This window comes from Sphingomonas sp. CFBP 8760 (genome assembly GCF_014841615.1).
Classification (GTDB): Bacteria; Pseudomonadota; Alphaproteobacteria; order Sphingomonadales; family Sphingomonadaceae; genus Sphingomonas.
This window is the reverse complement of sequence record NZ_JACYUG010000014.1, coordinates 31,049-54,116: the sequence shown is the minus strand read 5'-3', so window position 1 is coordinate 54,116 and position 23,068 is coordinate 31,049. Positions and strand designations below refer to the sequence as shown.

The window sequence follows — 23,068 nt, the reverse complement described above, 5'->3', positions numbered from 1 at the left end:
TTGACCTGGATAGTCCTCGACATGCTCCGTCTTCCCCCTTTGCGTCAGACCATCGCTTCCGAAAGCGTGACCGGATACACTCACAGTTGTTTATCTTACGCTAGGTGAAGCAGTCTTCATGTCAATGAGCTTTGAATGAGTGGGCTTTCAACCCTCGGGGGCCGCATCAAGGCGATCCGTCGCGTGGCGGGAATGGGTCAGGATGCACTGGCGCAAGCGCTGGGTTTCTCCACCCGGTCGCTGATCAGCTGGGAAAAGGATGTGGTCGAACCGCCGCTTGGCGTGGTGCGTCAGCTGTGCCGCGATCATGAGATCGATGCCGGCTGGCTGGTCTTCGGCACCGATACCACGCCCACCCGCTATCACGGCCCCGTCGAGTGGGAGCGGTACGACCGGCTGCTGGCGATGATCGAAGCGCTCCGCGTCGACGTCGGCTTGCGCCTCAAGCCCGGTCGCTGCCAGGTATTGGCCCGCTCGCTCTACGACGAAGGCGACGATGCCGATGCTGACACACGCCGGCGCCTGCGGCATATGCTACTCGCGCTATCGCAAGGGGACTGACATGAAACAGCGCAGCGACAGGATCATGGCCGAGTGGGCAGAGGGCAACCGTTTGATGGGTTTCGAACGGCGTAACTGGAACAGCGGACGCCGCTTGGCTTGGCTATGCGTCGTGCTGCTTTTTGCCGGTCTTGCCGTCGATCTCCTGCTTGGCTCATCCCTCATGGTGATCCTGTGCTGGACCGGAGCCGCGGCAAGCGGCATGACCATGCTGATCCGCTTCTACGATGACCGCTTCTTCATCACGCGACGTGCCGATTTTCAGGATCGCCGCTGACCTGTCCGGGTCGCGAGGTCGAGCCGACGTTCATGCCGCTTTGCGGGGGCGGATGTAGATCTTGACCGTCCCGGCGGACGTCGAAAGCATCGATCTTCTCGGCGAGCGTGATGAGCTTGGCGCAGCCGTAATTGCGCGGATCGAAGTCCGGCGTCAGCGTGATCAGCCGCTGCCCAACCGAGCCCAGGAAATACCAGCCGGCGTGATCATCGAGTTGCCCCCCATCGCGGTCTCGATCAAGGACGCGGCAGCCGTTGCCGGCAAGCCTGTCGCCATTGTGGAATCGCCTGTGGTCTGGCTCGCCGTCACGACCAGTGCGGCCTTCCCGGATGCCGTCAGGTTCTCGGTGTAGATGAAGCGTTTGCAGGCCTGCCGGAAGCTGGCCGGCGTCTTGCTCTCGCCGAAGCCGAAAACGTCGATGCCCTGTTCCCGGATACGCGCTGCCAGTCGGGTGAAATCGCCATCCGACGACACCAGGCAGAAGCCGTCCAACCGCCTCGAATGCAGAAGGTCCATGGCGTCGATGACCAGCGCGATATCGGAGGCGTTCTTGCCCACAGTGTTCGCGAAATTCTGATGCGGCAGGCACGCATAAAGCGGCGCGATCTCGGCCCAGCCCTTAAGCCTCGTACCGGTGAAATCGCCGTAGATCCGTCGCACGCTGGCCTCACCGATCTTCGCGATTTCCTCGAACAATCCCGCCGCAATTTGAGGTGATGCGTTATCGGCATCGATCAGCACGGCAAGCTTGCGCGAGGAGGTCGGATCGTCGGTCATGCCGGGCATCATGTCGGCAATCCGACTGCTTGTCATCGCAAGCTCGGCCGGCATCTCCACGAGCGATCCGCAGGATGTCGAAAACTGACCCGGACCCGCTGCCGAGGCCACGTTTCCGGCCGTCCCGCGGGGCGGGAATATGACTCGCCGACGGTCATATCCGGCTGGGATGCCAAGCCGGTGTCATGGCGGCCCTCAAGGCCGTGCGTAGCAGCGTAGCAGGCCTGTAGCACGTCCCCGGCCAGCTTTTATCCGTCCGGTAGCAATGCTGCTACGCTGCTACACCATTGTCCACCAACGACTTTTCGCTCGTTGCACAACCGCTATGCATAGCGTGGTGTGTGCTCCTTGCTTTTGCCGATCGTAATTAGGTCGTGGGTTGGTTTTGTGGCCTCGGCATCATTTATGGCATCCCGTGGGGCCTTAGGGCCGGCGTGACAGCCGGCCAGCAGAACGTATCTGCCCGGAAACCCCGGGCATTGCCTGATCGCAACGCCATTTGATCTGCTGATCGATCAATTGAACGTGGCGGGGCGTGGCTGCTAAACTGCCCTCTTCTGAGTGATCAATCGCCCGTCGTTATACATGCGGGAAACGAAAGAAGCGCAATGATGCATCTACCATCGTTGGTTCGCCTACGATCACCCGTTCGAGATCAGAGACTAACCCCAATGCGACCCATGGCTGGGTTTCAGAGTTCGTCTCCCCGGCATTAAACGAAGTTCGCACCTCAATGACGTCGTTGCGGCATTCCGCCGCATACAGCAACGCCTCCCGGGCGGTGCGATCAAGATCCGCCAAATGCGCACGGAGCGGCGTGGGCAGGTTGATGACGCCGATCTCGGCGCCGTGTGCGATGATGTGGAACGCGCGCAGCGCCAATCCGAGCTTGTAGGTCCAGAAGCCGGTATCGATCAGATCGTCGTCCTGGCGATGCCGCCCAATGACGATCGTCGGATGATCGAGTGGGTCGTTGCCATAGGACGAGCCGGTCGGGATCGAGATCCGCAGCGCCGCCAGCCCACGCGCGATGGCAGGCGACAGCGCAGCTGCTGCTTCTGGTGCATATGCCATGCGCCCCAGCGCTAGCAGCGCCGCACATTGGCTGTCGAGTTCGGGACGCCATGCCGCCTCTGGCAAGCCGCTGCCGAAGATCCCCGCGTCGTCGATGCCCCCCACCGCCACTTCGGTACCAAGCAGCGCCTCGGTCAGCTGATCGGCGGTATCGCGATAGCACGCGTCCGGAAAGGCGCGCGCGGCCGTGTCCAACGACAGGATAGCAAAAGCCAGTCCGCGCACGAAGATTCGTTCGTGCCGGTTCGGCTCGTCGAGGCGGAGATGATCGAGATAGAGCGCCAGATGCCGGTCGTACCATGCGCGCAACGCGGCAATGCGCGCCAGTGGGACATTGCCGTAATGGCCATTGATCGCGAAGAACAGCCAAGTTGCTACGGCGTTCAGCTCGACGCCCGTATCATAGGTCATGCTCGGATCGCGGCACCATGCCGGGTCCGTTTCCCGAACCAGCGCTCGATATTCGGGCGCCCGGTCGTAATAGCCGCCAGCAGTCACCAAACGCTCGTCGCGGATCACAAACGGCTTATGACGCGTGGCGGATCGACTACGATAACGCCATTGCAGGCTGGCGATACGCTCGCCATCGACCGTACCGGCAATCTCAACAGGCGGGCCATCGTCTGGCACGATGTGGACCCCCGTCGCATGGCCGGGTAGGGCGCGCGATTCCCAGAAACCGAAATACGCCGGGTTCTTGCCGGTAAGCGGCAGGCCCAATGGAGCCTCTGTAATGGCGACGTCGCCCATCTCGCTCAACGACGTGATCGTATCGAACCAGCCAAGTTCGTTCAATTCGCCCAGCCCCGACGTGACGCTGATGTCCCTCAGGGTCACGAACCGCGCCGGGGTTACTACCAGGTCGACAGCGACCGCGCTACGTCCCGCCGCCAGTGTATAGGTGCAGGTCACCGTCCCCAGTTCGCGCATCACGTCGTCGGGATGGCGAATGGTGCTGACATGGCGCAGCAGGACATGGTCACCGTGCTGCTCAATCGAATGCGCGAAGATGCTGGCGGCGATATCGCAGGTCAGGCGTCGTCCGCGCCATTCACACTCCAGCGTCCCCGGCACGAAACAGACGATGGGGCGGGTGCGCCCGTCGTTGAAGCGGATCGCCTGCCGCACGCGCCCGCGCGACAGATCGCCGGACGTGATGACGAACGTCCCCAGCACGCGGAAGTCGGTCGTCTCCGCCACTTCGACCCGTGCCTCTGCCGGACCGAGACGCCGCTGGATGATCCCGTCCCGCGACAGTGCCAGGATCGTGTCGATCAGCCGGTCGACGAGCTCGGGTTCGACGGCGCGCAGCGTGGGGAGGCAGAATAGCTCGGCGACCTTGGCGGCATCGTCGCCCCAGAACCAGCGGGTGCCCGCAAAGGGGAGGGCGGTTTCAGCAACCGCCGTCAGCCCGGTGCCCTTCACCGGCTTCACCAGATCGCGCGCGATCAACCGCGCCATCCGCGCCAGCGCATCGCCCGGCGCCAGCGTCATTCGTGGCGGAAGGGTCGCCTGCACGATCGCGGGCGTCGCATGCGCCCGCGCCCAAGTCATCATGTCGCTCAGCGCACCGATGTGATCGCGATCGACGGCAACGCCGATGGCGGACGATGCCATGACGATGAAGACCGCATTGGCGAAGACTGGACGATATCCGATCAGCACCGGGTAGAGAACATCCGCCGGGATCGCTGTGTAATCGCCCTTGTGGATCGCCACCGCCTCGAATCCATCCGTCTGGCCGATTAAATTCTGCGGGCAAACCGCACCGGCAAGTGTGCGGTGCAAGGGCGCGGGCACGATGAGCCGCCCGACATCGCCGTATCGCGCGGACAAAAAGGTATACAGTTCTTGCCAGTAAGGATCAGACAAAGCAGCCAGCAGGTCGGGGTCGGAAATCATACGCATACTCCGCAATCCGCCTTGCTGTTCAGGCCGAGGGGCGCCCGCTGTAGCGGCGCTCGCCATCGTTCGTCCACGGATGGCGTCTGCGGCTGGTCCGCAGCAGAACGGTGACGGTAACAATCAACCAGCCCGTCGTGACCGTCGCGAAGGCGAACAGCGCCTGAGGGGTCAGGTCGAACAGGATCAGCAGCGCGCCCGCCGCGGCGAAGAAATCGCGCATTGTGAACCAGATCAGCCATTGCATGACCCGCGAGCGCCGCTTGCGAAAATGCACCTTGATGACGTCGAAATTGACCGGTTGGCCGGATGCCTTCGCCCGCCGCCCGATCAGGAACAGCCCGCTGGCAAGCATGACGAGCCCGGCCGTCCCGGCGGTACAGGCGGAACGATCGCCTGCGAGCCCCAAGTTGATCGTTACTCCCATAATGAAGGACAGGTTGGTCAACGCGTCGACCAGACTGTCCAGCATTGCACCGCGATCGGAAGTACCAAAGGTCGCCCGCGCCATTTCGCCATCGACCCCGTCGAGGATCGAGGCTGCCTGAAAAAGGACCGCCCCTGCCAGGAGTCCCGTCTTGCCGCCCAGCAACAGGCAAAGTGCCATGGCCAGCCCCAGGATCGCATTGCCGAACGTGGCGTGGAGCGGCGTGATGCCCGGGATGCGTAGCAGGACGCGACTGATCCGTTGCGAGATTGGCCGGTTGACGAAGCGTGATACGAGCCCGTCGCCCGGCTTGCCGGTTGCGAAGACGATCGCGCGGCTCGCCTGTCGCAGCGCAGCACGCGGACGCGGCGTGGCCGTTGCGCCCGCTGCAATGACGGTTTCGAAGGACGTGCCCCTAGGCAATGTCGCCGCCGCAAGCACCAACGCCGCACCGTCGAGGCGAAGCCGGAGAGGTGATGCATCGCCCACGCCATCATTTTCCAACGCGAGCGGCAGGTGCGGGGCAAGTCGGGCGCATTCCGCACGGCAAGTCGCACTCGGCATCCATGATGGCTCCGCCCGGATCGTACAGCGCACATCGCCGTCCGGAAAGGCCCGCGCCACGGCATGGACCGCACGCGCCGCGGCGGGGACACCAGCCACCCGGCATTCGGGCGTGGCCGCATCGGCAAAGACGATGTCGATCATCGAACCAGCAACTGTCGATATACGCCAAGAGTGGTCGTCGCGACCGTGTTCCAATTCAGGTCCGCCGCGCGGGCCAGCCCCGCCGCACGCATCGCGCCCGTGACCTGCGGATCCTCGACCACCGCTTGCAGCGCCTGCGCAATGGCGTTGGGATCGTGCGGATCGATGAGGCGCGCTGCGCCGCCTGCCACTTCCGGCATCGCGGACACCGCGCTGGTCACTACCGGACAACCACAGGCCATCGCCTCCGCAACCGGATTGCCGAACCCTTCGCACAGCGAGGGATGCAGGAAGACGCTGGCTGCGGAATAGAGTGACAGCAGGATATCCTCGCTGACCGCCGTCAACAGCCGCAAACGATCGGAGATCCCTAATTGGTCGGCGAGCCGTTGCAGGCGATAGCTGCCGCGCCCGGCGCGTTGGACGATCACGAGATCGATGTCCGCCCGGTCGCGAAACGCGTGCGCGAAACCGGCGATGGCGCCTTCATGGTTCTTGTAGGGCGCATATTGCCCGGTCGTCAGCACGAAGCGGCGGGCGGGCGACAGGCCGAGCGCCGCAAGCGCGATCCAGTCGGGCGCGATCGGCCGAAAACGAGGCGACACCCCCGACAAGGCTACATGCGTGCGCGCGCCGGCCACCGGATCGTGCGCGATGATGGCGTCGGCGCTTGCTTGGCTCACGGTGATGATGGCCCTTGCCGACCGCATGGCGCGCCGTATCCCATGACCGTAGAATAAGCGATCCACCATTCCCTGCGCGCCGGTCCGGCACCAGTCGGGGTTCGTCAGCCACATGATGTCGTGGATTGTGGTGACGCACGGAACGTGCAGGCCCGCCGGCATGATGTTGGCGGGCGCATGGAAGACGGCGATACCGCGCATGTCGACAACACGCGACAGCCACCACATCGTCGCGGGACCGTTGGCAGGTTGCGGGACGACCCGCTCGGTTACGTTGGGGGCCGTGCTGAGCGGTCCCGGATGCGCGGGGCTGCGTAACAGGACGAAACGTAGATCGGGGGCAAGCGCCGGCACTCTGTCGATCAGTCCGCGGATCACCTCGGCAATGCCGCTGTAGCGCCTACCAATATAGCGACAATCGATACAGATCGTCGTCACGCTGCGTCACACTTGGCATTTGGGCCGAAAACGATCGCATACCCCAACATGATTGCAGGCCATCCGGTAAGGTGCCCGGTACCATTCTGGCGCACCTCAACACAGATTATGCCGCAATCAATATACCCCACCCTTAACGACGGTGCGGCAGCACTAATATACGTGTGGGATATGGCCATGACTACAGGATTTTGGTTTTAGGATTGAAGCATCGACAAGGGCTTGGAACAACATAGCAGGCGGTGCGTCATCACCGTTGCGCCTTATCGAAAAGTTGTGCATCTGCGAACAACAAATCGACTGGCACGGTTTGGCAAATGTCAGCCTACGTGCGTATCAAGGTTGGGGCGATCATGATGTCTGCGTACAACCCAGCCTGGGAATGCGTCCCAATCCGGGTCGAACCATCCGGTCACGCCACCCGGTGAAGACGAACCACCTCCTGGATGACGCCGCAGATTCCGCCGGAACGTGGAATGCCCTGGTGCCGGCAGCGTTCGCCTTTGAGAGTTCGGCCAGGCCGAGTGCTGTCTCCCGTCCTCCCGTTCTGCTGGACGTGACGCGGCTGATCTCGCGGAGTTGGACCGGTCGCCTGTCTACCGGAATAGACCGGGTCTGCTACGCATATTTGCATCATTTCGCGGATCGTGCCTTAGCAGTGGTACAGCATCGTGGCCTCATCCGCGTTCTTGATCATTCGTATACCAGCGCACTGTTTAACATGCTGCTGGACGATGAGGGCCGGTTCCATAGTCGCATGGCGGCTTTCGCGCCCCGCGCACTAATGACCGGGCACACCAACGTGCCCGGTGCGACCTACATCAACGTCAGCCATACCGACTTCGATCTCGCCAGCCATGCGCGCTGGATCCGGCGCCAAGCGCTGAAGCCGGTTTATCTCCTCCACGACCTCATCCCTCTGACGCATGGCGAGCATTGTCGCCCGCGCGCCGTCCAGCGGCATCGCGGCCGGGTGATCGGAGCGCTGCGCCACGGTGCGGGGATCGTGGTGAGCAGCACCGCGGTCGCCGACGACCTGACCACGTTCACCCGGCAACAGCGATTGGAGACGCCTCCGGTGCTGGTCGCGCCGCTGGCGGGTGCCGATCTCGGCAGCCGCCGCGTGCGTCCCAAGGTAAGCAACCGCTATTTCCTATGCGTTGGGACGATCGAGAGCCGCAAGAACCACATCCTGCTGCTCAAGATATGGCAGCGGCTTCGCATGCGCCTCGGCGCAGCGACGCCCCGTCTCGTCATCGTCGGGCAATGGGGCAGGAGAGCGGAGGCCGTTGCCGACATGCTAACGCGCGACCGGGCACTGGCGGAGCATGTCTCGCTGGTCAAGGGCTGCACCGATGACGATCTGGCCGAACTGATAAACGGTGCCTGCGCGATGCTGATGCCCTCGCTGGCCGAAGGCTATGGATTGCCGATGGCGGAGGCATTGACGCTGGGCGTACCCGTGATCGCCAGCGATCTGCCCTGCTATCGCGAAGTAGGGCAGGGCGCGCCGTGTCTGCTCGATCCGCACGACGTCGCGGCTTGGACCGACTTGATTGCGGGATTCGGCGACACCTGCCCCCGCTACCGGCGCCAGATCATGCAGATCAGCCGTTTCCGACCCACGACTTGGGTGGAGCATTTCGCGCGAGTGGAACGCTGGCTGCCAAGACTCGCGGGGTCCACGGAAAGCCTGTCCGCGCCATTGCCCCGAATGGCCGCACCGATCATGCTGTGCGAGGGCGTTCTATAAGCTATAGAGCCGGCTGCTCACGGGCCTGACCGGCCCCCGTCGCGCACCACACGTGCGAATTGCCGATACCTATGTCGGCTCGTAAAGACGCATTTCCGCGAGATTGAAACACACTGTGCTGGCACGCCTAAGAAACCTGGGTCCGATCTTCTTCCTTACCGTCGTCCTGCCGACGCTGGTAGCCCTGCTGTATTTCGGTCTGTTCGCCAGCGACGTGTATGTCTCGGAGGCACGGTTCGTCGTGCGCAGCCCGAGCAAGGCCACCGTCACCTCGCTGGGCCAAGTACTCAACAGCGGCGGGCTGACCGGCGCGACCGAGGAGAGCAACGCGGTTCTTGAATATCTGGAATCGCGCAGCGCGGTATCAGACATCAACCGCGACGGGTTCTTGGCGAACGCCTATGGCGACCGCGGAATTTTCGTATTCGACCGCTTCGGCGGCCTGAGACAACCAAACCGCGAACGGCTGTTCCAATATTACCTCGACAAGGTGAAGGTCGAGAATGAGACGACCACGCAGGTCCTGCACCTGACCGTCCACGCCTTCGACCCCGAAAGAGCCCAAGCCATCAACGAACGGCTGCTCGAACGCTCCGAGGCGCTGGTCAATCGCCTGTCGGATAGGGCACGCGGCGATGCGCTGGCGCTCGCCATGCGCGAGGTTGACGAGGCGCAGGCGCGCGCGCGCCGCGCTGCCGTAGCCCTCGCCGATTACCGCAACAGTTCGCGCATCATCGACCCCGAAAAACAGGCCGCTGCGCGCCTCCAGATGGTGTCGAAGCTGCAGGACGAGCTGATCGCCGCGCAGACCCAGCTCAAGCAGATGGAGACCTATACCCCGCAGGCGACGCAAATCCCGTATCTGCGAACGCAGGTGACATCACTGCAGCGTGAGATCGCTGCGCAGACCGCCAGCATTGCCGGCGGCGCCGGATCGCTGTCGTCAACCGCAGCGCGCTATCAAGTCCTGCTGCTGGACTCCGAACTGGCCGGCAAACAGCTCGCCGCCACGTTGATCTCGCTACAGGATGCACGCGCGGAGGCGCGACGCAAGCGCGCCTATGTCGAGCGGATTTCCAATCCCAGCCTGCCCGATTATGCCGACGAGCCCAAGCGGCTGCGCGCAATCGCCGCGACACTGGCGCTCGGCTTGCTGACCTGGGGCATCCTTTCGGTGCTGCTGGCCGGCGTGCGCGAGCATCGCGACTGATGGCATCGGCACCGGCGCTGCGGGAAAGCTTGCGTGTCCAGATTCGTGTACTGGGCGCGTTGCTGATGCGAGAGATGCTGACCCGCTACGGCCGGCACAATATTGGCTTCCTGTGGCTGTTCGTCGAGCCGATGATGTTCACCGCCGGCGTCACCGCGCTGTGGACCGCCAGCAAGTCGGTGCATGGCAGTGACCTGCCGATCGTGGCCTTCGCGCTGACTGGCTATTCCAGCGTGCTGCTATGGCGCAACATGCCTGGCCGCTGCATCGGCGCGCTGTGGAACAACCTGTCGCTGATGTACCATCGCAACATCCGCGTGCTGGACATCTATATCGCGCGATTGCTGCTCGAATTCGGCGGTGCGACGATCTCGTTCGCGACGCTCAGCGTGCTGTTCATCGCACTCGGCTGGCTGAAGCCGCCCGAGAACGTGCTTGAGGTCGCAGGAGGCTGGCTGATCATCGCTTGGTTCGGATCGGCGCTGGCGATCACCCTTGGCGCGCTGTCGCACGAGAGCGAACTGGTGGACAAGCTTTGGCACCCGGCATCGTATCTCATCTTTCCGCTGTCGGGCGCAGCCTTTCTGGTCGACGCATTGCCAGAGGTGGCGCAGAAATACGTCCTCTACATCCCAATGGTCCACGGCACCGAGATCGTGCGCGAGGGCTATTTCGGATCACGCGTTCACGCGCATTATGACTTGGGCTATGTCCTGCCTTTCTGTTTGGCGCTGACCTTCGTCGCGCTGATCGCGACGCGCTGGGTGGCGGGCAGGGTAGTGCCCGAGTGATCCGGCTGGAACGCGTCCGCAAGGTCTATCGCACGCGCTTCGGCGACAATGTCGTGCTCGACGGCATCAACCTCGAACTACGCATGGGCGAGCGGATCGGCATCCTGGGGCGTAACGGCGCGGGTAAGTCGACGATGGTCCGCCTCATCAGCGGTGCCGAGCGGCAGACGTCTGGCCGGATCGAGCGGACGATGTCGGTATCATGGCCACTCGCCTTCGGCGGCGCGTTCCAACAGAACCTGACCGGCGTCGACAACGTTCGCTTCATCAGCCGCATCTATGATCAGGATTTTGCACACAACCTGGCGTTCGTGCAGGATTTTTCCGAACTAGGCGCCTATTTGAAGGAGCCCGTACGCACCTATTCGTCGGGGATGCGCGCACGGCTGGCTTTCGCGATCTCGATGATCATCGAGTTCGATTGCTTCCTGATCGACGAAATCGGCGCAGTCGGCGATGCGCGCTTCCACGACCGCTGCAATTACGAACTGTTCGGCAAGCGCGGCGACCGCGCGATGGTGCTGATCTCCCATGACGCGGGCTATGTCCGCGATCATTGCAACCGCTTCGCGCTGCTTCATCAGGGCAAGCTAGCGCTCTACGACGATTTCGAGACGGCGTATGGTGAGTTTCGCGAACGCATCGGGCTGATCGCCGCGCCGGTGGTCGATCATTCGACCACCACCGATCGCGGTGCGCTCATCGAAGTTGCGCAGCACCGGGCGTTGCAGGACGAACGCTTCACCATGCTGGTGCGTGAAGGTGACTGGCTGCGTGACGAACGACGCTGGGCGGAGGCAGAGGAGCGGTACACCGCCGCGTTGGCGCTCCATCCCTATCAGCGGTCCTATTGGGTCCAGCACGCGCATGTCGCTAAGGAAGGCACCGACTTCCAGCGGGCCGAAGCATCCTATCGCACCGCCTGCGCTTTTGGCGAGCCTATCCAAGACGTGTTCGAACATCTTGCCTTCGTACTGGACCGGCAGGGCGTCGACCCCAGTACTTGGCCAGTCCATCCGTATGTGAAAGGGCCGGTGAAAAATCAGGTGCCGGGACGTCCTGATATCGAGGTGCTCGCCCGCCTGTTGTGGAAGACTGATGTCCAAGAGGTGGAAGTGGTCGACCTGCTACGCCGCCATGCTACGTTCGATGATCTGCTGTTCGCCATGTTGTCCGATGGCCGGGTCCGGGAGGCGCACACGGCCTGGATCCGCTACGCCGGCGAGCATGGCGTAGCCAGCAACGGTGTGATCCCGACGCCGTATACAGACGAACACGGCGATACCACTGACTGGGCGCACACATTGTGCGTCATCGCGCTGTCTGATACGTCCGATCAGGCACGTCAGGAACTAATTGATGGCATCGCGGCCGGACAGGACGTCTTGCCGCTTCTGGTCGCGCTAGGCGGTTTCGCCGAATGGCCACTCACCCGCGCGGCGTTGCAGCACCTCGTCACGCTGCAGATCGAACAATGAGCGGCGCGACCTCATCTCCTATGGTACGAAACCCATGAAGAACATCCTGATCGACGGCTACAATCTCGGGCTGGAAAAGGGCACCGGGGTCGCCACCTACGCCCGCAACCTCAGCTACGAGATCGGTCGTCTCGGATACCAGACGTCGGTTCTTTACGGCAATCGCGCCGCACCGTCGCGCCAGCCGCTTATGCGTGAGATCGCCTTCTTTGACAGCAATGTCGGAGAGCGGAATCGGATGATCGAGATCATGGAACAGATGCACCGTGCGCTGCTGGGGCCGCTCGGCCATGTCGCGGCCGAGGTACCGATCACCGGCAAGGTCATTTCGCGCCAGTACAGCGCGCGGATGCCGCATTACGACACGCTCTACAATGCCACCGACGTGTTCAAGCGGTCGCAAAGCGCGTTCAAGCTGTGGGGCGAGGTGTCGAACGTGCGGATGCCTGCCAAGCCCGACCTGGTGCACTGGACCTATCCCATTCCGCTCAGGGTCAAGCGCGCGACGAACATCTACACGCTGCACGATCTGGTGCCGCTGCGGCTTCCCTATGCGACGCTCGATCATAAGCGGCGTTATTTCAACCTGTTGAAGAAGCTGGATCGCATCGCCGATCACTTCGTGACCGTGTCGGAATGCTCGCGCCGCGACCTGATCGAGATCGCCGGAATCTCGCCCGATCGCATCACCAACACATATCAGTCGGTCGAAATCCCCGCAAAATACCGCGACAAGCCCGATGAGCAGATTGCCCGCGAGGTGGAGGGCGCGACCGGCACCGGCTTTAAGGAATATTTCCTCTTCTGGGGCTCGATCGAGCCAAAGAAAAACATCGGTCGGATGATCGAGGCCTATCTGGCCAGCAAGATCGACGCACCACTGGTGATAGTCGGCGCACAAGCATGGAAGTCGGAACAGGAACTGCGACTGCTCGACAATGACGGCCTCGAATGGTTCCAGATCGCCAACCGCTCGATCTTCCACCGCAAGCGTGTGATCCAGCTGCAATATGCGCCGTTCAGCCTGCTGGTCAGCCTGATCCGCGGCGCGAAGGCGGCGCTGTTCCCGTCTCTGTACGAGGGGTTTGGACTACCGGTGCTAGAGGCGATGTCGCTAGGGACGCCGGTATTGTGTTCCGACACCTCCTCGTTGCCCGAGGTCGCGGGCGAAGCGGCGCTGATGGTCGACCCCTATGACACCGCCGCGATCAGCCAGGCGATCCGCCGACTGGATGCCGATGCCGACCTGCGCGCCGACCTGTCGCGGCGCGGGTTAGAACAGGCTCGGAACTTCAGCCCGGCGATTTATCGCGACAATCTTGCCGCGCTTTACCGAAAGTTCCTGTGATGACCCGCTTGCGATCGGTCAGCGGCATGATGATCTTGGCCGCGCTATCTGCTTGCTCGTCATTCGGCGGGTCGGGACCATCAACGCGCACGATCCGCCATGCGGACGCACAAAGCTATGCTGCAGGCGACATTCAAGTGATGGAGCTCGACAATAATGTCATCCAGCGTACTTCGCTGCTGGCGCAGTCGCAGCATTTCGCCCAGATTTTCGGTACCTCGCAGCCAGCCGGGACGGTCATCGGCAGCGGCGACATACTGGACATCGCGATCTGGGAGGCACCACCCGCAGTGCTGTTCGGCGCGACCAGCGTCGATGCGCGGCTCGCTGCCAATCCAATGGTCGCGCAAAGCGCTGCGATCCCGCAGCAGATGGTCGACGAAGACGGCACGATCTCCGTCCCCTTCATTGGGCAATTGCCAGTGCGCGGGCGCACGCCGCAACAGGTCGCACAGTTGATCGTGTCCCGGCTCACTGGACGCGCGCATGCCCCGCAGGCGGTGGTGCGTGTGGTGCAGAACGACAGCCGTTCGGTGACCATCTTGGGCGAAGTGGCAGCCAGCCGCCGCATGCCGCTGACCCCGCGCGGCGAACGCCTGCTCGATGCACTGGCAGCCGCAGGTGGTCCGCGCCAGCCGATCGGCAAAATGACGGTGCAACTGGCGCGCAACGGGCGAACGGCGGCGATGCCGCTCGATACCGTCATCCGCGATCCGGCGCAGAACGTCGTATTGCAACCCGGCGACGTGGTGACCGCGCTGTTCCAGCCATACAGCTTTATCGCGCTAGGCGCGGTCGCGCAGAATGCCGAAGTGCCGTTCGAAGGCGGTGGGCTGTCGCTGGCGCAGGCGCTAGGCCGGATCGGCGGGCTGCGCGACGATCGCGCCAGCATCCACGGTGTCTTCATCTTCCGGTTGGAGGATCCCACTGCACTGCCGGCTGCGATTACCACCTCGGCGCGCCGTACCGCTGCGGGCAAGATTCCGGTCATCTATCGGCTCGACATGAGCAACGGCACCGCGCTGTTCGCTGCGCAGGATTTTCAAATCCAGAACCGTGATGTGATCTATGTCTCAAATGCGCCGCTGGCGGATTTCCAGAAATTCCTAACGACGGTGTCGAACGCGGCCTTCTCGATCATCGGGCTCGGCAATGCGTTGAAGTGAGTGAGGCGCAATCGGGCGCACCTCCTTCGTCTTGCGCTGGTCGAAGATCGCGACGGGATCAAGCCAGCGGTGGGCTTGGGCTGAACGGGGTCGGCGCATCGCGCGCAGAGTTGGTCGGCAACACGACGGGCGGGATCGGCTATCGTCTGCGCAGCGGCCTCGACCTGTTCACGGCCGCCTTCGCCCAGACCGGGTGCGATAGTGATGCGGGTCGTCCCGGCGACGTGGCCGGGACGACCCGCATTCCTCAATCCCCGATCGGACTCTCGCCATATTTGCGCAGCGCGTCGTTGAACGCCTCGGCCATCAGCGCCTGAAGGCTGCGGCCCTGACGGCGGGCGAGCATGTGCATCGCCAACGACATGTCGGGGGAGAAGAAACCGGCGATCTGCTTGCGGCCCTTACGACTGTTGGGGCGTGGCGTTGCCCCGCCCCCAGCCACGTCGGCGGGGCCGGCATCGACCACGGGGGCCGGGGCGGGTGCGGGCACGTTGCGGTCGCGCAGGTTGGCGAAGCTGGGCTTGCGGCTCATGCCGTGATCCTTCCGGATGTGGAGGTGGCCATGTCGATCTGTCGACATGTCCACTGGTATAGCTGTCTGATCTCGTCCGCCGCCTTGCCGGCGGGTTCCAGCTCCATCACCGTCCGCCCCTCGGCCGAGGCGTGGCGATAGGCGGCGCGATCGGGGATGATGATCGGGCAGGACGGGGTGCCATAGCCCGCCACCAGCTCGCCCGCCTCGGCATAGATGCGCGGCGCGTTGGGGCTGCCGGCGGTGAAGACGACGAAGGCGGGCTTGCGCAGCAACTGCACCAGCTTGGCGCTGGTCTGGATCGCGGCGAGGTCGAACGCGCTCGGCCGGCACGGGATCAGGACGAGGTCGGCGATCTCCACCGCGGCGCGCGCGGCACTGTCGGCATGGGGGGGCGTGTCGATCACGATCGTGTCGGCCCCCTGCCCGCGCGCCGCGGCGACCTTGGCGGCGAGGCGGGGCGGCGGGCTATCGATCACCTCGGGCGGCGCATCCTGCCGCCACGATGCCCATTGGCTGGCGGTCGCCTGCGGATCGGTGTCGATGACCAGCGCTACCCGCCCCGCCTCCTGCGCGGCAGCGGCGAGGTGGAGCGCGAGCGTGGTCTTCCCCGCCCCGCCCTTCTGACTGATGATCGCGATCGTCGGCATGTCGGCTTCCATACATGTCGACATGTCGAATCGGCAAGACCGGGGTGATGCTTCGGTTACACGGCGTCCCGGAACACCGAATAGGCGGTGACGATCGTCGCATCGAGCACGACGACCTGCAGCACCGCCACCACGGCCACGATGCGCCCGAACAGCCGCGCTCGCGCCGCATCGGGCGGCAGCCGCACCAGCAAGGTGCAGGCGACCAGCAGCAGCGGCAGCAGCGGCAGGAAATAACGGCCCTGTATCCCCAGGATGGCGGCGCTGCCGACCGTGTTCCAGGTGAGGTACAGCGCCAGCGCGACCAGCGCGATGCCCCCCGCCACCAGCAGCAACTGCCAGACACCCACGAGGCGCGGCAGCACCGGCTCGTCCGGCCGGCGGTTGAGGACCGTCAGGATCATGCCGAACAGCGCGAGCATATAGGCGGTAGGGGGCAGCGGCACCACCAGCCAGCCGATCGCGCCCACCATCCCAAAATAATAGAGCATCCCATAGCTCTGGAAACTGGCCCACAGGATCGCGGGGAACGCCATCGGCCGCCCGATCAGGAACGCCGCCTGCGCGTGGACATCGGTATCCGGCAACCGCGTCAGGGCCAGGCCGCTGTTCAGCGCGAACCAGCCGATCCCCACGCCCAGCGCGAACAGGGCAATGGCGACGCTCAGGCCGACCGTGCGGAGGCGCGCCCGCCCGCCCGCCATCGCCGGCATCAGTCCGATCAGCAGGATCGGCGCATAGACCAGCTTGTGCGAACAGAAGACGGCACCCAGCAAGGCTGCGGCCGCGACGCTCCGCCCGGTCCAGCCCCGCACGATCGCCCGCGTCGCGATGGCGGTGAACAGCAGCGCGGTCGCGATCGTCATCGCATCGGGGGAGGCCGAGGCATATTGATAGAGCGTCATCGGCATCAGCCCGGCGAACACGATCGCCTCGCGCGCGACCGGCGCGATCCGCACCGCGAGCGCGAGCAGGACGACCGCCGCCAGCGCATTGGCGAGCCGCGCGGCATAGAGCAGCGCCAGCGGCCCCATGCCGAACGATCGCCCGATCGCGATCGCGATCGCCTGCGGCACATAGGGCAGCGGCGAATAGGGCGCGGCGCCGGTGAAGGCGGTGAAGGCGACCCGATCGGGATCGAGCGGCCGGCCCAGCCCGGCCAGACTGGCCGACAGCGGCCGGGGGGTGATCGGCCGGTCGGCATCGATCGCGTCCGTCCCCAGCAGGTTGCGCGCCATCGCCGACAGCGAGACGGGCAACACCGCCCCGGCCTCGCGGCCATGCGCATGGCCGATCAGGTCGAGCCGGCTGATCTGATAGGCGCGTTCGAAATGCTGCGGCTCGTCCGCGACCTGGAACGGCGGGGTCAGCAGCACCAGCGGCACGGCCCCCAGCAACCCGACCAGCAACGCCCAGCGGGTGACGGTGTCGGGAAGCAAAGCCGACCACCATGCGCGCCACGACCGGATGCGGTTCACGCGGCGTCGACCACCCGCAGCTCCGGCTCCGCCTTCGGCCCCGCGGTCGATCTGGCCCGCAGGCGCGGCGTCAGCAGGGGATGGAGCGCACGGTTCGGCATCGCGGCGATGTCGAAGGCGAGGAACGACAACAGCAGCTGCATCCCCACGATCACCGGCAACCCGGCCAGCATCACCGTCCCCGTGCTTGCGGGGGTGCCGGTGTCGACGCTGGCGATCCAGCCGTGCAGCCCGAAGGCGAGCGCGAAGACCAGCGCGGCGATCCCGATCAGCAGCTGGACCGAGGCGATGCTGAAATCGCGCAGGAAGTAATTGTAGAACACGCGCTTGCCGACATTGACCAGATTGCCCTTCAGGAACGAGCCGAGCACGCGCCCGATCTTCAGGCCGCTTTCCTCGTCGCCGTAGATGGCGGCCATCGGGATATCGATCACGCAGGCCCGCACCGTGCCCAGCCGGAACAGCATGTCGGATTCGAAGAAGTAACGCTGGCGGATCTTGTCCAGCGGCAGCCGCGCCAGCACCGCGGCGTGGATCGCGGTATAGCCGTTGGTGGGATCGAACAGCGTCCAGTAGCCCGACGACGCCTTGGTCACGAACGACAGCACGGCATTGCCGAACAGCCGGGCGGCGGGCATCGCGCGCACATCCTCGATATTGGTGAAGCGGTTGCCCTTGGTGTAATCCGCCTGTCCGTCGAGGATCGGGCCGACGAACTGCGGGATAAGGGCGGGGTCCATCTGCCCGTCGCCGTCCAGCTTCACGACGATGTCCGCCCCCAGCGCCAGCGCGTGGCGATACCCGGTCATCACCGCGCCCCCGACCCCCAGATTGTCGGCATGGGTGATGACGGTGATGCGCGGATCGCGGCACAGCGCGGTGACCAGCTCGCCGCTCCGGTCGGGGCAGCAATCGTCGACGACGATGATGTGGCGCACCTCGCGCCCGATGCCGTTCAGCAGCGACAGGATGTGGCGGGTCACGCGGTGACAGGGGATGACGACGGCGATCGACGCGTCCGCCGGCACGGTCATGGTCATGGGCATGTTCACGGGATCGCCTCCCGCCGGGCCGGCCGCGCGAAGACCAGCCGGCGACCCGCGATATAGCCTGCCGCGATCACCGCGCCGTCACTCGCTAGCTTGGCGACCAGCGGGCCGAGCAGCGGCAGCAGCGTCATCAGCAGCAGCGCGGCCAGCGCCATGTTGACGATCACGATCAGCGCATAGCGCACCCCGTCGCGGGGACGGAGGTCGGCCAGCCCGAAGGAGAAGCGCGAATGCCCCACGAAACCCGCGACCCCGGCGACGACGCGCGCCAGCAGATGCGCCGGCAGCACCGCCTGCGGCCACAGATGGACGATGGGAATGTAGAGGGCGTATTCGATGACGACGAGACCGACGCCCACCGCCCCGTACCGGGCCAGTTCGCGAATCCGGGCGTGGCGCCCCTGGCTTGGCGTGTTCGGCATCGCCGCCCGTCATAAGTGACGGATTTAAAAGAGACGTTAAGCACGCAGCATGGGATCGGGGAGCAACGGCCTACCGATCGACAATCATACCTGTCGACACGACGACAGGTATGATTGTCGGATCAGGCTGCTACCCGTATCGGCACCGGCGCTGGCGCCGGCATCAGCAGCGTCTCGTCCTCGACCGCGAACAGCGCCGACGGGCGCAGCCCCCAGCGGGCGAGGCGATAGGCGATCGCGGTGCCCAGCACGCCCAGCCCATAGGTGCAGCTGCGGCGGAAATCGATGCTCGACGCCTCGGCGAAATAGCGGGTCGGGCATGATATCTCGCCGATCCGGAACCCGAACCACGTGGTCTGCGCGACCATCTGGTTGTCGAACACGAAATCGTCCGAACAGGTCCGGAGCGGCAACCGCTCCAGCACCGTCCGACTCCAGGCGCGGTAGCCGGTATGATATTCGGACAGCTTCTGCCCCATCACCAGATTCTGGAACGCGGTCAGCATCCGGTTGGCGACGTATTTGTACAGCGGCATCCCCCCCGCCAGCGCGCCCTGCCCCAGGATGCGCGACGCGAACACCGCGTCGTAATGGCCGCTGGCGATCATCGCCGCCATCGCCCGCACCAGCCGCGGCGAATATTGATAGTCCGGGTGCAGCATCACCACGATATCCGCGCCCCGGGTCAGCGCCGTTTCGTAACAGGATTTCTGGTTGCCGCCGTAACCCCGGTTCGCGGGGTGGCAGACGATGTGCAGCCCCAGTTCGCGCGCGACCGCGATCGTGTCGTCGCGGCTGTAATCGTCGATCAGGATCACGTCGTCGACGATATCGCGCGGGATCTCGGCGACGGTGCGACGCAGGGTCAGGGCGGCGTTATAGGCAGGCAACACCACCGCGACCTTGCGCCCGTCGATCATCGCCCGTCACGTCCCTGCCAGCGAGGCATCCGCCCCTGTCCGCCACCGCTATCGGGCGGAAGCGTTAAAAACCCGGTAAACGGGGACCGGTGAGGGGATGTCCGGAAGCCTATGCCACGCCACATCCCCTTGCGGCGCATGGACCGGGTGGCGGGTCGGATGACATCGATCACCGACGATCGGGCAGAATCGGGGATCGCTACGCAAACCCTCATTTGCGGAGCGCTCCGTTTCTCCATGTAAAACAGGCAGTTCTAAGAAAATTCGTTCGGGAACACGTTTTGGGAAAGCCGGTCCACCACTACGACCGCGATCGGCCGGTTACGTGATGGGCAGATGCCGCACGGGCGCTCCGTCACCATCGCCAATCGCCTAAAGCTGCCATATGTTGGAAGGCTCGCCAATGCGTCCGCTGCGATCAAGTGCATGGACCAACTGTTCCCAGTCCGGATCGTCTTGGGCAAATTCGATCGTTTCTCCATTCGTAAAGCCAAGCGCCAGGATGATCGCGTCGTACGCATAGACATCGCGATGGTGGAGCGTTGCCGTCGTCAGATCGGCGAAGAGTAGCCGATAGTCGCGCCCGTCCGGATGCGTTACGCGAACCGCGTCCGTCTTCACAGCGTACCGTGGAGACCGCGCACGGAGGCGGCGAAAAAAGGCTCGGTTCACCCGATCGACAAAGCCCATCACAGCCACTCCATCCTCGTGGCGTAGTGATAGGCGGCCGTTCCTGCACGATCACCCAACCAAGCGCTTGCCGCGCCACCGTCAAGCTGTCCCATCATGTCCGCTTCGTGCGTGCCGGTGGGCGCTGCGGGCATTGCGGCCGCCCGCACGGGAAACGCGTCTTCCACCTCGGCGACGGCCGCTGGTGGGATCGGGACCGGCTGTACTGGCGCAACGGCCAAGGCCGGCTGGTGCGACGCCCAACCGAGGACATCCTGACCGACGGCGCATGGACACCGGTGGTGCTGGCCTGTGCGCATCTGAACCATGATCCCAGCGACAGCGCGTTCCACCAGCTCGCCGCGCTCTGCCAGCGCTGTCACATGATCCATGACGACCCCGAGCATCGGCGCCGGCGATGGATGAACGCGCATTACCGCCGGGCGCTGGGCGATCTCTTCTACGGCCCCTATCCCGAGCGCGGCGCCGACTGGATCAGCCCCACTCCCGTCAGCATGCTTGATGACAGCCGGTCGCTATATGCAGGCTTTTGATGAGGGCATCGGCCCTACGTGATCCTACCGACGATGCATGGCCTAAAGCGCCACACGCCCAACACCGATTTACGACCGCTGATCTACCATCGATGTCTTGGTCGACGGTTCAGTGGCAGCGACGGCTTCGGGACCTCGCCCGGCGATCGATACGGCCGCCCGCAACCGGACCACGGGCGGGGTCGAACCAATGGTCAGGTGCAGGGGCTCGCCGGATCGGGATCGGGAACGGGACAGGGGAAAAAGCCCTTGTTGCCGATATCGGCCATCGTCCCGGCGCGGGGATCGCCGGGGATGCGCCACTGGCCATCCGTCTTGAAGGCGGCAGCGTCGGCCTCATGCGTGCCGTCAAGCAGGCGAACCATGAAGGGGAACGCACTTCGGATCGCCGGATCGCGTGTCCAGTCGGGCGCGTCGACGATTTGGTAGCTGTAGCGCATCCGCTCCCCGCCGGCGCCGTCGCTTTCGGTGCGCACGCTGGCGAGGCGGCGCGTGCCAAAACACAACGCGGGCGAGGCCGCGCCGTCCTCTCCGGTGGCCAGGCGCACATCGGCCTTACCGTTCGGCCCGGCCACGATCCGCACGCGTGGCCGACCGTCGTCACCGGACAGCGGTTCGCGCGCGATCAGCCCGGCGGCCACCAGCGCCTCGATGCTGGCGGATGCCATCAGGTTTTCGCTGAACTCGAGCGGACCCGAGGCCGCGACGAGCGTGGCGCAGGCGCGCACGCCATCCACCTGCCGCGCGAGCTGGGCGCGGGGCGTCTCGCCGCCGGCCTTTGCCCCGCCCGCGTCGGCCGAGCAGCCGGCGGACAACAGGGTCACGAGCGCCGAAAACACGACGACAAGGCGCGGCTTCACGATTTCAGCCCCAGCGCGACCATTGGGGAAAGATGCTTGGAAAGCGTTTCCAGCACGTCCTGCGCTTGGCGAAGCTCGCCCGCCTTGAGCGTCGGATCCTTGCCGAACAAGCCGCTCTTGGCGTAGAAAGGACGCTTCAGCACGATCTTGCACAACTCGTCGATCCGGTTTTCCACGTCGCTGCCAGGCCGGTCGATACCAATCGACTGCGACTGGCCGATCACGCCGATGCCGACCTTGGGCATACTTGCCTTGGGATAATGCTGCACATCCTTGGGCATGACGTTGATCGGCGTGCGGATCGGGCGGGGTGATGCGCCATAGCTGTTGGGCGCGTGGGCGGGGGTGACCAACAGGAAATCACTCTCCAGCAGTGCCATCATATACAGGCCGAGCTCGATCTTGGGTGCCAGAGCGTCCTTGTCGATCTTTCCCTGCGGCCGGCACGCCAGCGGGGCCGCCTTCAGCGCGGCGAACTGGCGCACCTTTTCGGCCTCCGGCACCGAGGATCCCTCGATCAGCGATGCCGCGTCGGTCAGCGCCACCTTGTGGTTCTTGAAGAAACTGTCGAGATGCTTGTCCCGGTCCAGCGGATCATCGGTCAGAGTGTTCTGACTCATCGTGGCGGCATTGACCGCGATCTTCTTGATGCCGTCGTTCATCTGCCCCTTGGCTAGGTCAAGCAGGCCACCGAACGCGAATTTGAGGGTCGCGTTGTTGGTGGCGGCGTTGTAGCCGCCGAGTACTCGGGTAAGGTTGTTCATCGACAGCGTCTTCAGCATGGCACGATGCGCCAGCACCCGCAGCGATCCCGTCGCCGCCGTCGCGATCAGGAAGGAGCCCGGCATGATCGCCGCTGCCGACACGAGCAGCTCAGCCCTCTCCTTGTCGCTCGACTTCTGCGTTTCGAGCGTCTGGTTGTACGTCTTATAGGCGGCGTTATAGGCCCGTATGTACGGATTGGCGACGTTGGCCTGCCAGAGATCGATCGAATCCGATACCTGGAAGCGAAACTCGTCGACCCTTCTCGTCATATGTCCGTCCTGTATATCGAGCCCATCGGCGCACGGTATCATGATGATGATCGTTTCGCCTAACGTACGAAATCCTGGACGTATCCGTAGATCGATTCCTCCCCTACGCGATCAATGTACAGCACCAGCGGTGCAAGGGACGGTGGCCGCGCCAAACCAAAATCGTTGGGCGTGAGGTAAAATACTTCGTCGCACCGATAAGATATTGCGCGTTAATACCTCGGTATGGTGAATGATGAGAAATTTAGTTTACAAGAAAATCGGATTATGAATCTTTGCAAGACGTCGAAAAACCCAGTCCAGCTTT

21 protein-coding genes and 1 pseudogene are annotated in these 23,068 nt (G+C 64.1%); 9 read left to right on the top strand and 13 right to left on the bottom strand.

What is annotated here, in order from left to right:
- Nucleotides 1-135 precede the first annotated feature (135 nt).
- Both IFT82_RS15640 and IFT82_RS15635 read left to right on the top strand, forming a co-directional pair.
- Nucleotides 136-561, top strand: coding sequence for a helix-turn-helix domain-containing protein (locus tag IFT82_RS15640; protein WP_192128485.1), 426 nt, complete (start codon nt 136-138; stop codon nt 559-561).
- 1 nt (nt 562) lies between these two features.
- Nucleotides 563-838, top strand: a complete 276-nt coding sequence (locus IFT82_RS15635) for a hypothetical protein (RefSeq protein ID WP_192128483.1) — start codon at nt 563-565, stop codon at nt 836-838.
- On the opposite strand, the pseudogene IFT82_RS15625 reads toward IFT82_RS15635, so the two are convergent.
- The 4 genes and pseudogenes from IFT82_RS15625 to IFT82_RS15610 all read right to left on the bottom strand — a co-directional run bounded on the left by IFT82_RS15625 (nt 804) and on the right by IFT82_RS15610 (nt 6,847).
- Nucleotides 804-1,615 (bottom strand): annotated as a pseudogene (locus IFT82_RS15625) (NYN domain-containing protein). The gene IFT82_RS15635 and the pseudogene IFT82_RS15625 overlap by 35 nt on opposite strands.
- A 579-nt stretch (nt 1,616-2,194) precedes the next feature.
- On the bottom strand, nt 2,195-4,408 hold the full coding sequence (locus IFT82_RS15620; RefSeq protein ID WP_192128482.1) for a hypothetical protein: 2,214 nt from the start codon (nt 4,406-4,408) through the stop codon (nt 2,195-2,197).
- 211 nt (nt 4,409-4,619) lie between these two features.
- Complete coding sequence (locus IFT82_RS15615) at nt 4,620-5,726, bottom strand: CDP-alcohol phosphatidyltransferase family protein (protein WP_207105805.1); 1,107 nt, start codon at nt 5,724-5,726, stop codon at nt 4,620-4,622.
- Complete coding sequence (locus tag IFT82_RS15610; protein ID WP_192128478.1) at nt 5,723-6,847, bottom strand: glycosyltransferase; 1,125 nt, start codon at nt 6,845-6,847, stop codon at nt 5,723-5,725. Before IFT82_RS15610 ends, IFT82_RS15615 begins: the two co-directional genes overlap by 4 nt.
- A 424-nt stretch (nt 6,848-7,271) precedes the next feature.
- On the opposite strand from IFT82_RS15610, the gene IFT82_RS15605 reads away from it, so the two are divergent.
- From IFT82_RS15605 to IFT82_RS15580, 6 genes are all read left to right on the top strand, one after another.
- The gene (locus IFT82_RS15605) at nt 7,272-8,600 is read left to right on the top strand and encodes a glycosyltransferase (RefSeq protein WP_192128476.1); all 1,329 of its coding nucleotides are present in this window, start codon (nt 7,272-7,274) and stop codon (nt 8,598-8,600) included.
- A 115-nt stretch (nt 8,601-8,715) separates the two neighbouring features.
- Complete coding sequence (locus IFT82_RS15600) at nt 8,716-9,810, top strand: hypothetical protein (protein ID WP_192128474.1); 1,095 nt, start codon at nt 8,716-8,718, stop codon at nt 9,808-9,810.
- The gene (locus IFT82_RS15595) at nt 9,810-10,601 is read left to right on the top strand and encodes an ABC transporter permease (RefSeq protein ID WP_192128472.1); all 792 of its coding nucleotides are present in this window, start codon (nt 9,810-9,812) and stop codon (nt 10,599-10,601) included. Before IFT82_RS15600 ends, IFT82_RS15595 begins: the two co-directional genes overlap by 1 nt.
- Before the next feature lie 53 nt (nt 10,602-10,654).
- Nucleotides 10,655-12,079 carry an ATP-binding cassette domain-containing protein gene (locus IFT82_RS21360; protein WP_342355129.1) on the top strand — a complete coding sequence of 475 codons (1,425 nt, stop codon included), beginning with the start codon at nt 10,655-10,657 and terminating at the stop codon, nt 12,077-12,079.
- Between the two features lie 34 nt (nt 12,080-12,113).
- Complete coding sequence (locus IFT82_RS15585; protein WP_199860529.1) at nt 12,114-13,427, top strand: glycosyltransferase family 4 protein; 1,314 nt, start codon at nt 12,114-12,116, stop codon at nt 13,425-13,427.
- Nucleotides 13,428-13,567: 140 nt separating this feature from the next.
- Nucleotides 13,568-14,593 (top strand): polysaccharide biosynthesis/export family protein, encoded by a 1,026-nt coding sequence (locus IFT82_RS15580; protein WP_244646829.1) that lies wholly within the window; start codon nt 13,568-13,570, stop codon nt 14,591-14,593.
- A gap of 247 nt (nt 14,594-14,840) precedes the next feature.
- On the opposite strand, the gene IFT82_RS15575 is transcribed toward IFT82_RS15580, so the two are convergent.
- The 7 genes from IFT82_RS15575 to IFT82_RS15545 all read right to left on the bottom strand — a co-directional run bounded on the left by IFT82_RS15575 (nt 14,841) and on the right by IFT82_RS15545 (nt 20,265).
- Nucleotides 14,841-15,125 carry a ribbon-helix-helix domain-containing protein gene (locus IFT82_RS15575; protein ID WP_192128463.1) on the bottom strand — a complete coding sequence of 95 codons (285 nt, stop codon included), beginning with the start codon at nt 15,123-15,125 and terminating at the stop codon, nt 14,841-14,843.
- The gene (parA, locus tag IFT82_RS15570; protein WP_192128461.1) at nt 15,122-15,775 is read right to left on the bottom strand and encodes a ParA family partition ATPase; all 654 of its coding nucleotides are present in this window, start codon (nt 15,773-15,775) and stop codon (nt 15,122-15,124) included. The genes IFT82_RS15575 and parA overlap by 4 nt, the downstream gene beginning before the upstream one ends.
- 56 nt (nt 15,776-15,831) lie before the next feature.
- Nucleotides 15,832-17,253, bottom strand: coding sequence for a DUF2142 domain-containing protein (locus IFT82_RS15565; RefSeq protein WP_192128459.1), 1,422 nt, complete (start codon nt 17,251-17,253; stop codon nt 15,832-15,834).
- Entirely contained in the window at nt 17,250-18,287 is a 1,038-nt protein-coding gene (locus tag IFT82_RS15560; protein WP_244646827.1) for a glycosyltransferase family 2 protein, read from the bottom strand. The genes IFT82_RS15565 and IFT82_RS15560 overlap by 4 nt, the downstream gene beginning before the upstream one ends.
- Before the next feature lie 14 nt (nt 18,288-18,301).
- Nucleotides 18,302-18,724: a GtrA family protein gene (locus IFT82_RS15555; RefSeq protein WP_192128457.1), complete on the bottom strand. Its 423-nt coding sequence runs from the start codon at nt 18,722-18,724 to the stop codon at nt 18,302-18,304.
- 122 nt (nt 18,725-18,846) lie between these two features.
- Nucleotides 18,847-19,644, bottom strand: coding sequence for a glycosyltransferase family 2 protein (locus IFT82_RS15550; protein ID WP_192128456.1), 798 nt, complete (start codon nt 19,642-19,644; stop codon nt 18,847-18,849).
- A 372-nt stretch (nt 19,645-20,016) separates the two neighbouring features.
- Nucleotides 20,017-20,265, bottom strand: a complete 249-nt coding sequence (locus tag IFT82_RS15545; RefSeq protein WP_192128455.1) for a hypothetical protein — start codon at nt 20,263-20,265, stop codon at nt 20,017-20,019.
- Between the two features lie 176 nt (nt 20,266-20,441).
- Between IFT82_RS15545 and IFT82_RS15540 the strand changes: the two genes are divergently transcribed.
- A complete protein-coding gene (locus IFT82_RS15540; protein ID WP_342355128.1) occupies nt 20,442-20,867 on the top strand; it encodes a hypothetical protein in 426 nt (141 codons plus the stop codon).
- A 194-nt stretch (nt 20,868-21,061) separates the two neighbouring features.
- On the opposite strand, the gene IFT82_RS15535 is transcribed toward IFT82_RS15540, so the two are convergent.
- Both IFT82_RS15535 and IFT82_RS15530 read right to left on the bottom strand, forming a co-directional pair.
- Nucleotides 21,062-21,727 (bottom strand): hypothetical protein, encoded by a 666-nt coding sequence (locus tag IFT82_RS15535; RefSeq protein WP_192128454.1) that lies wholly within the window; start codon nt 21,725-21,727, stop codon nt 21,062-21,064.
- Entirely contained in the window at nt 21,724-22,761 is a 1,038-nt protein-coding gene (locus IFT82_RS15530; protein WP_192128453.1) for a hypothetical protein, read from the bottom strand. Before IFT82_RS15530 ends, IFT82_RS15535 begins: the two co-directional genes overlap by 4 nt.
- Between the last annotated feature and the right edge of the window lie 307 nt (nt 22,762-23,068).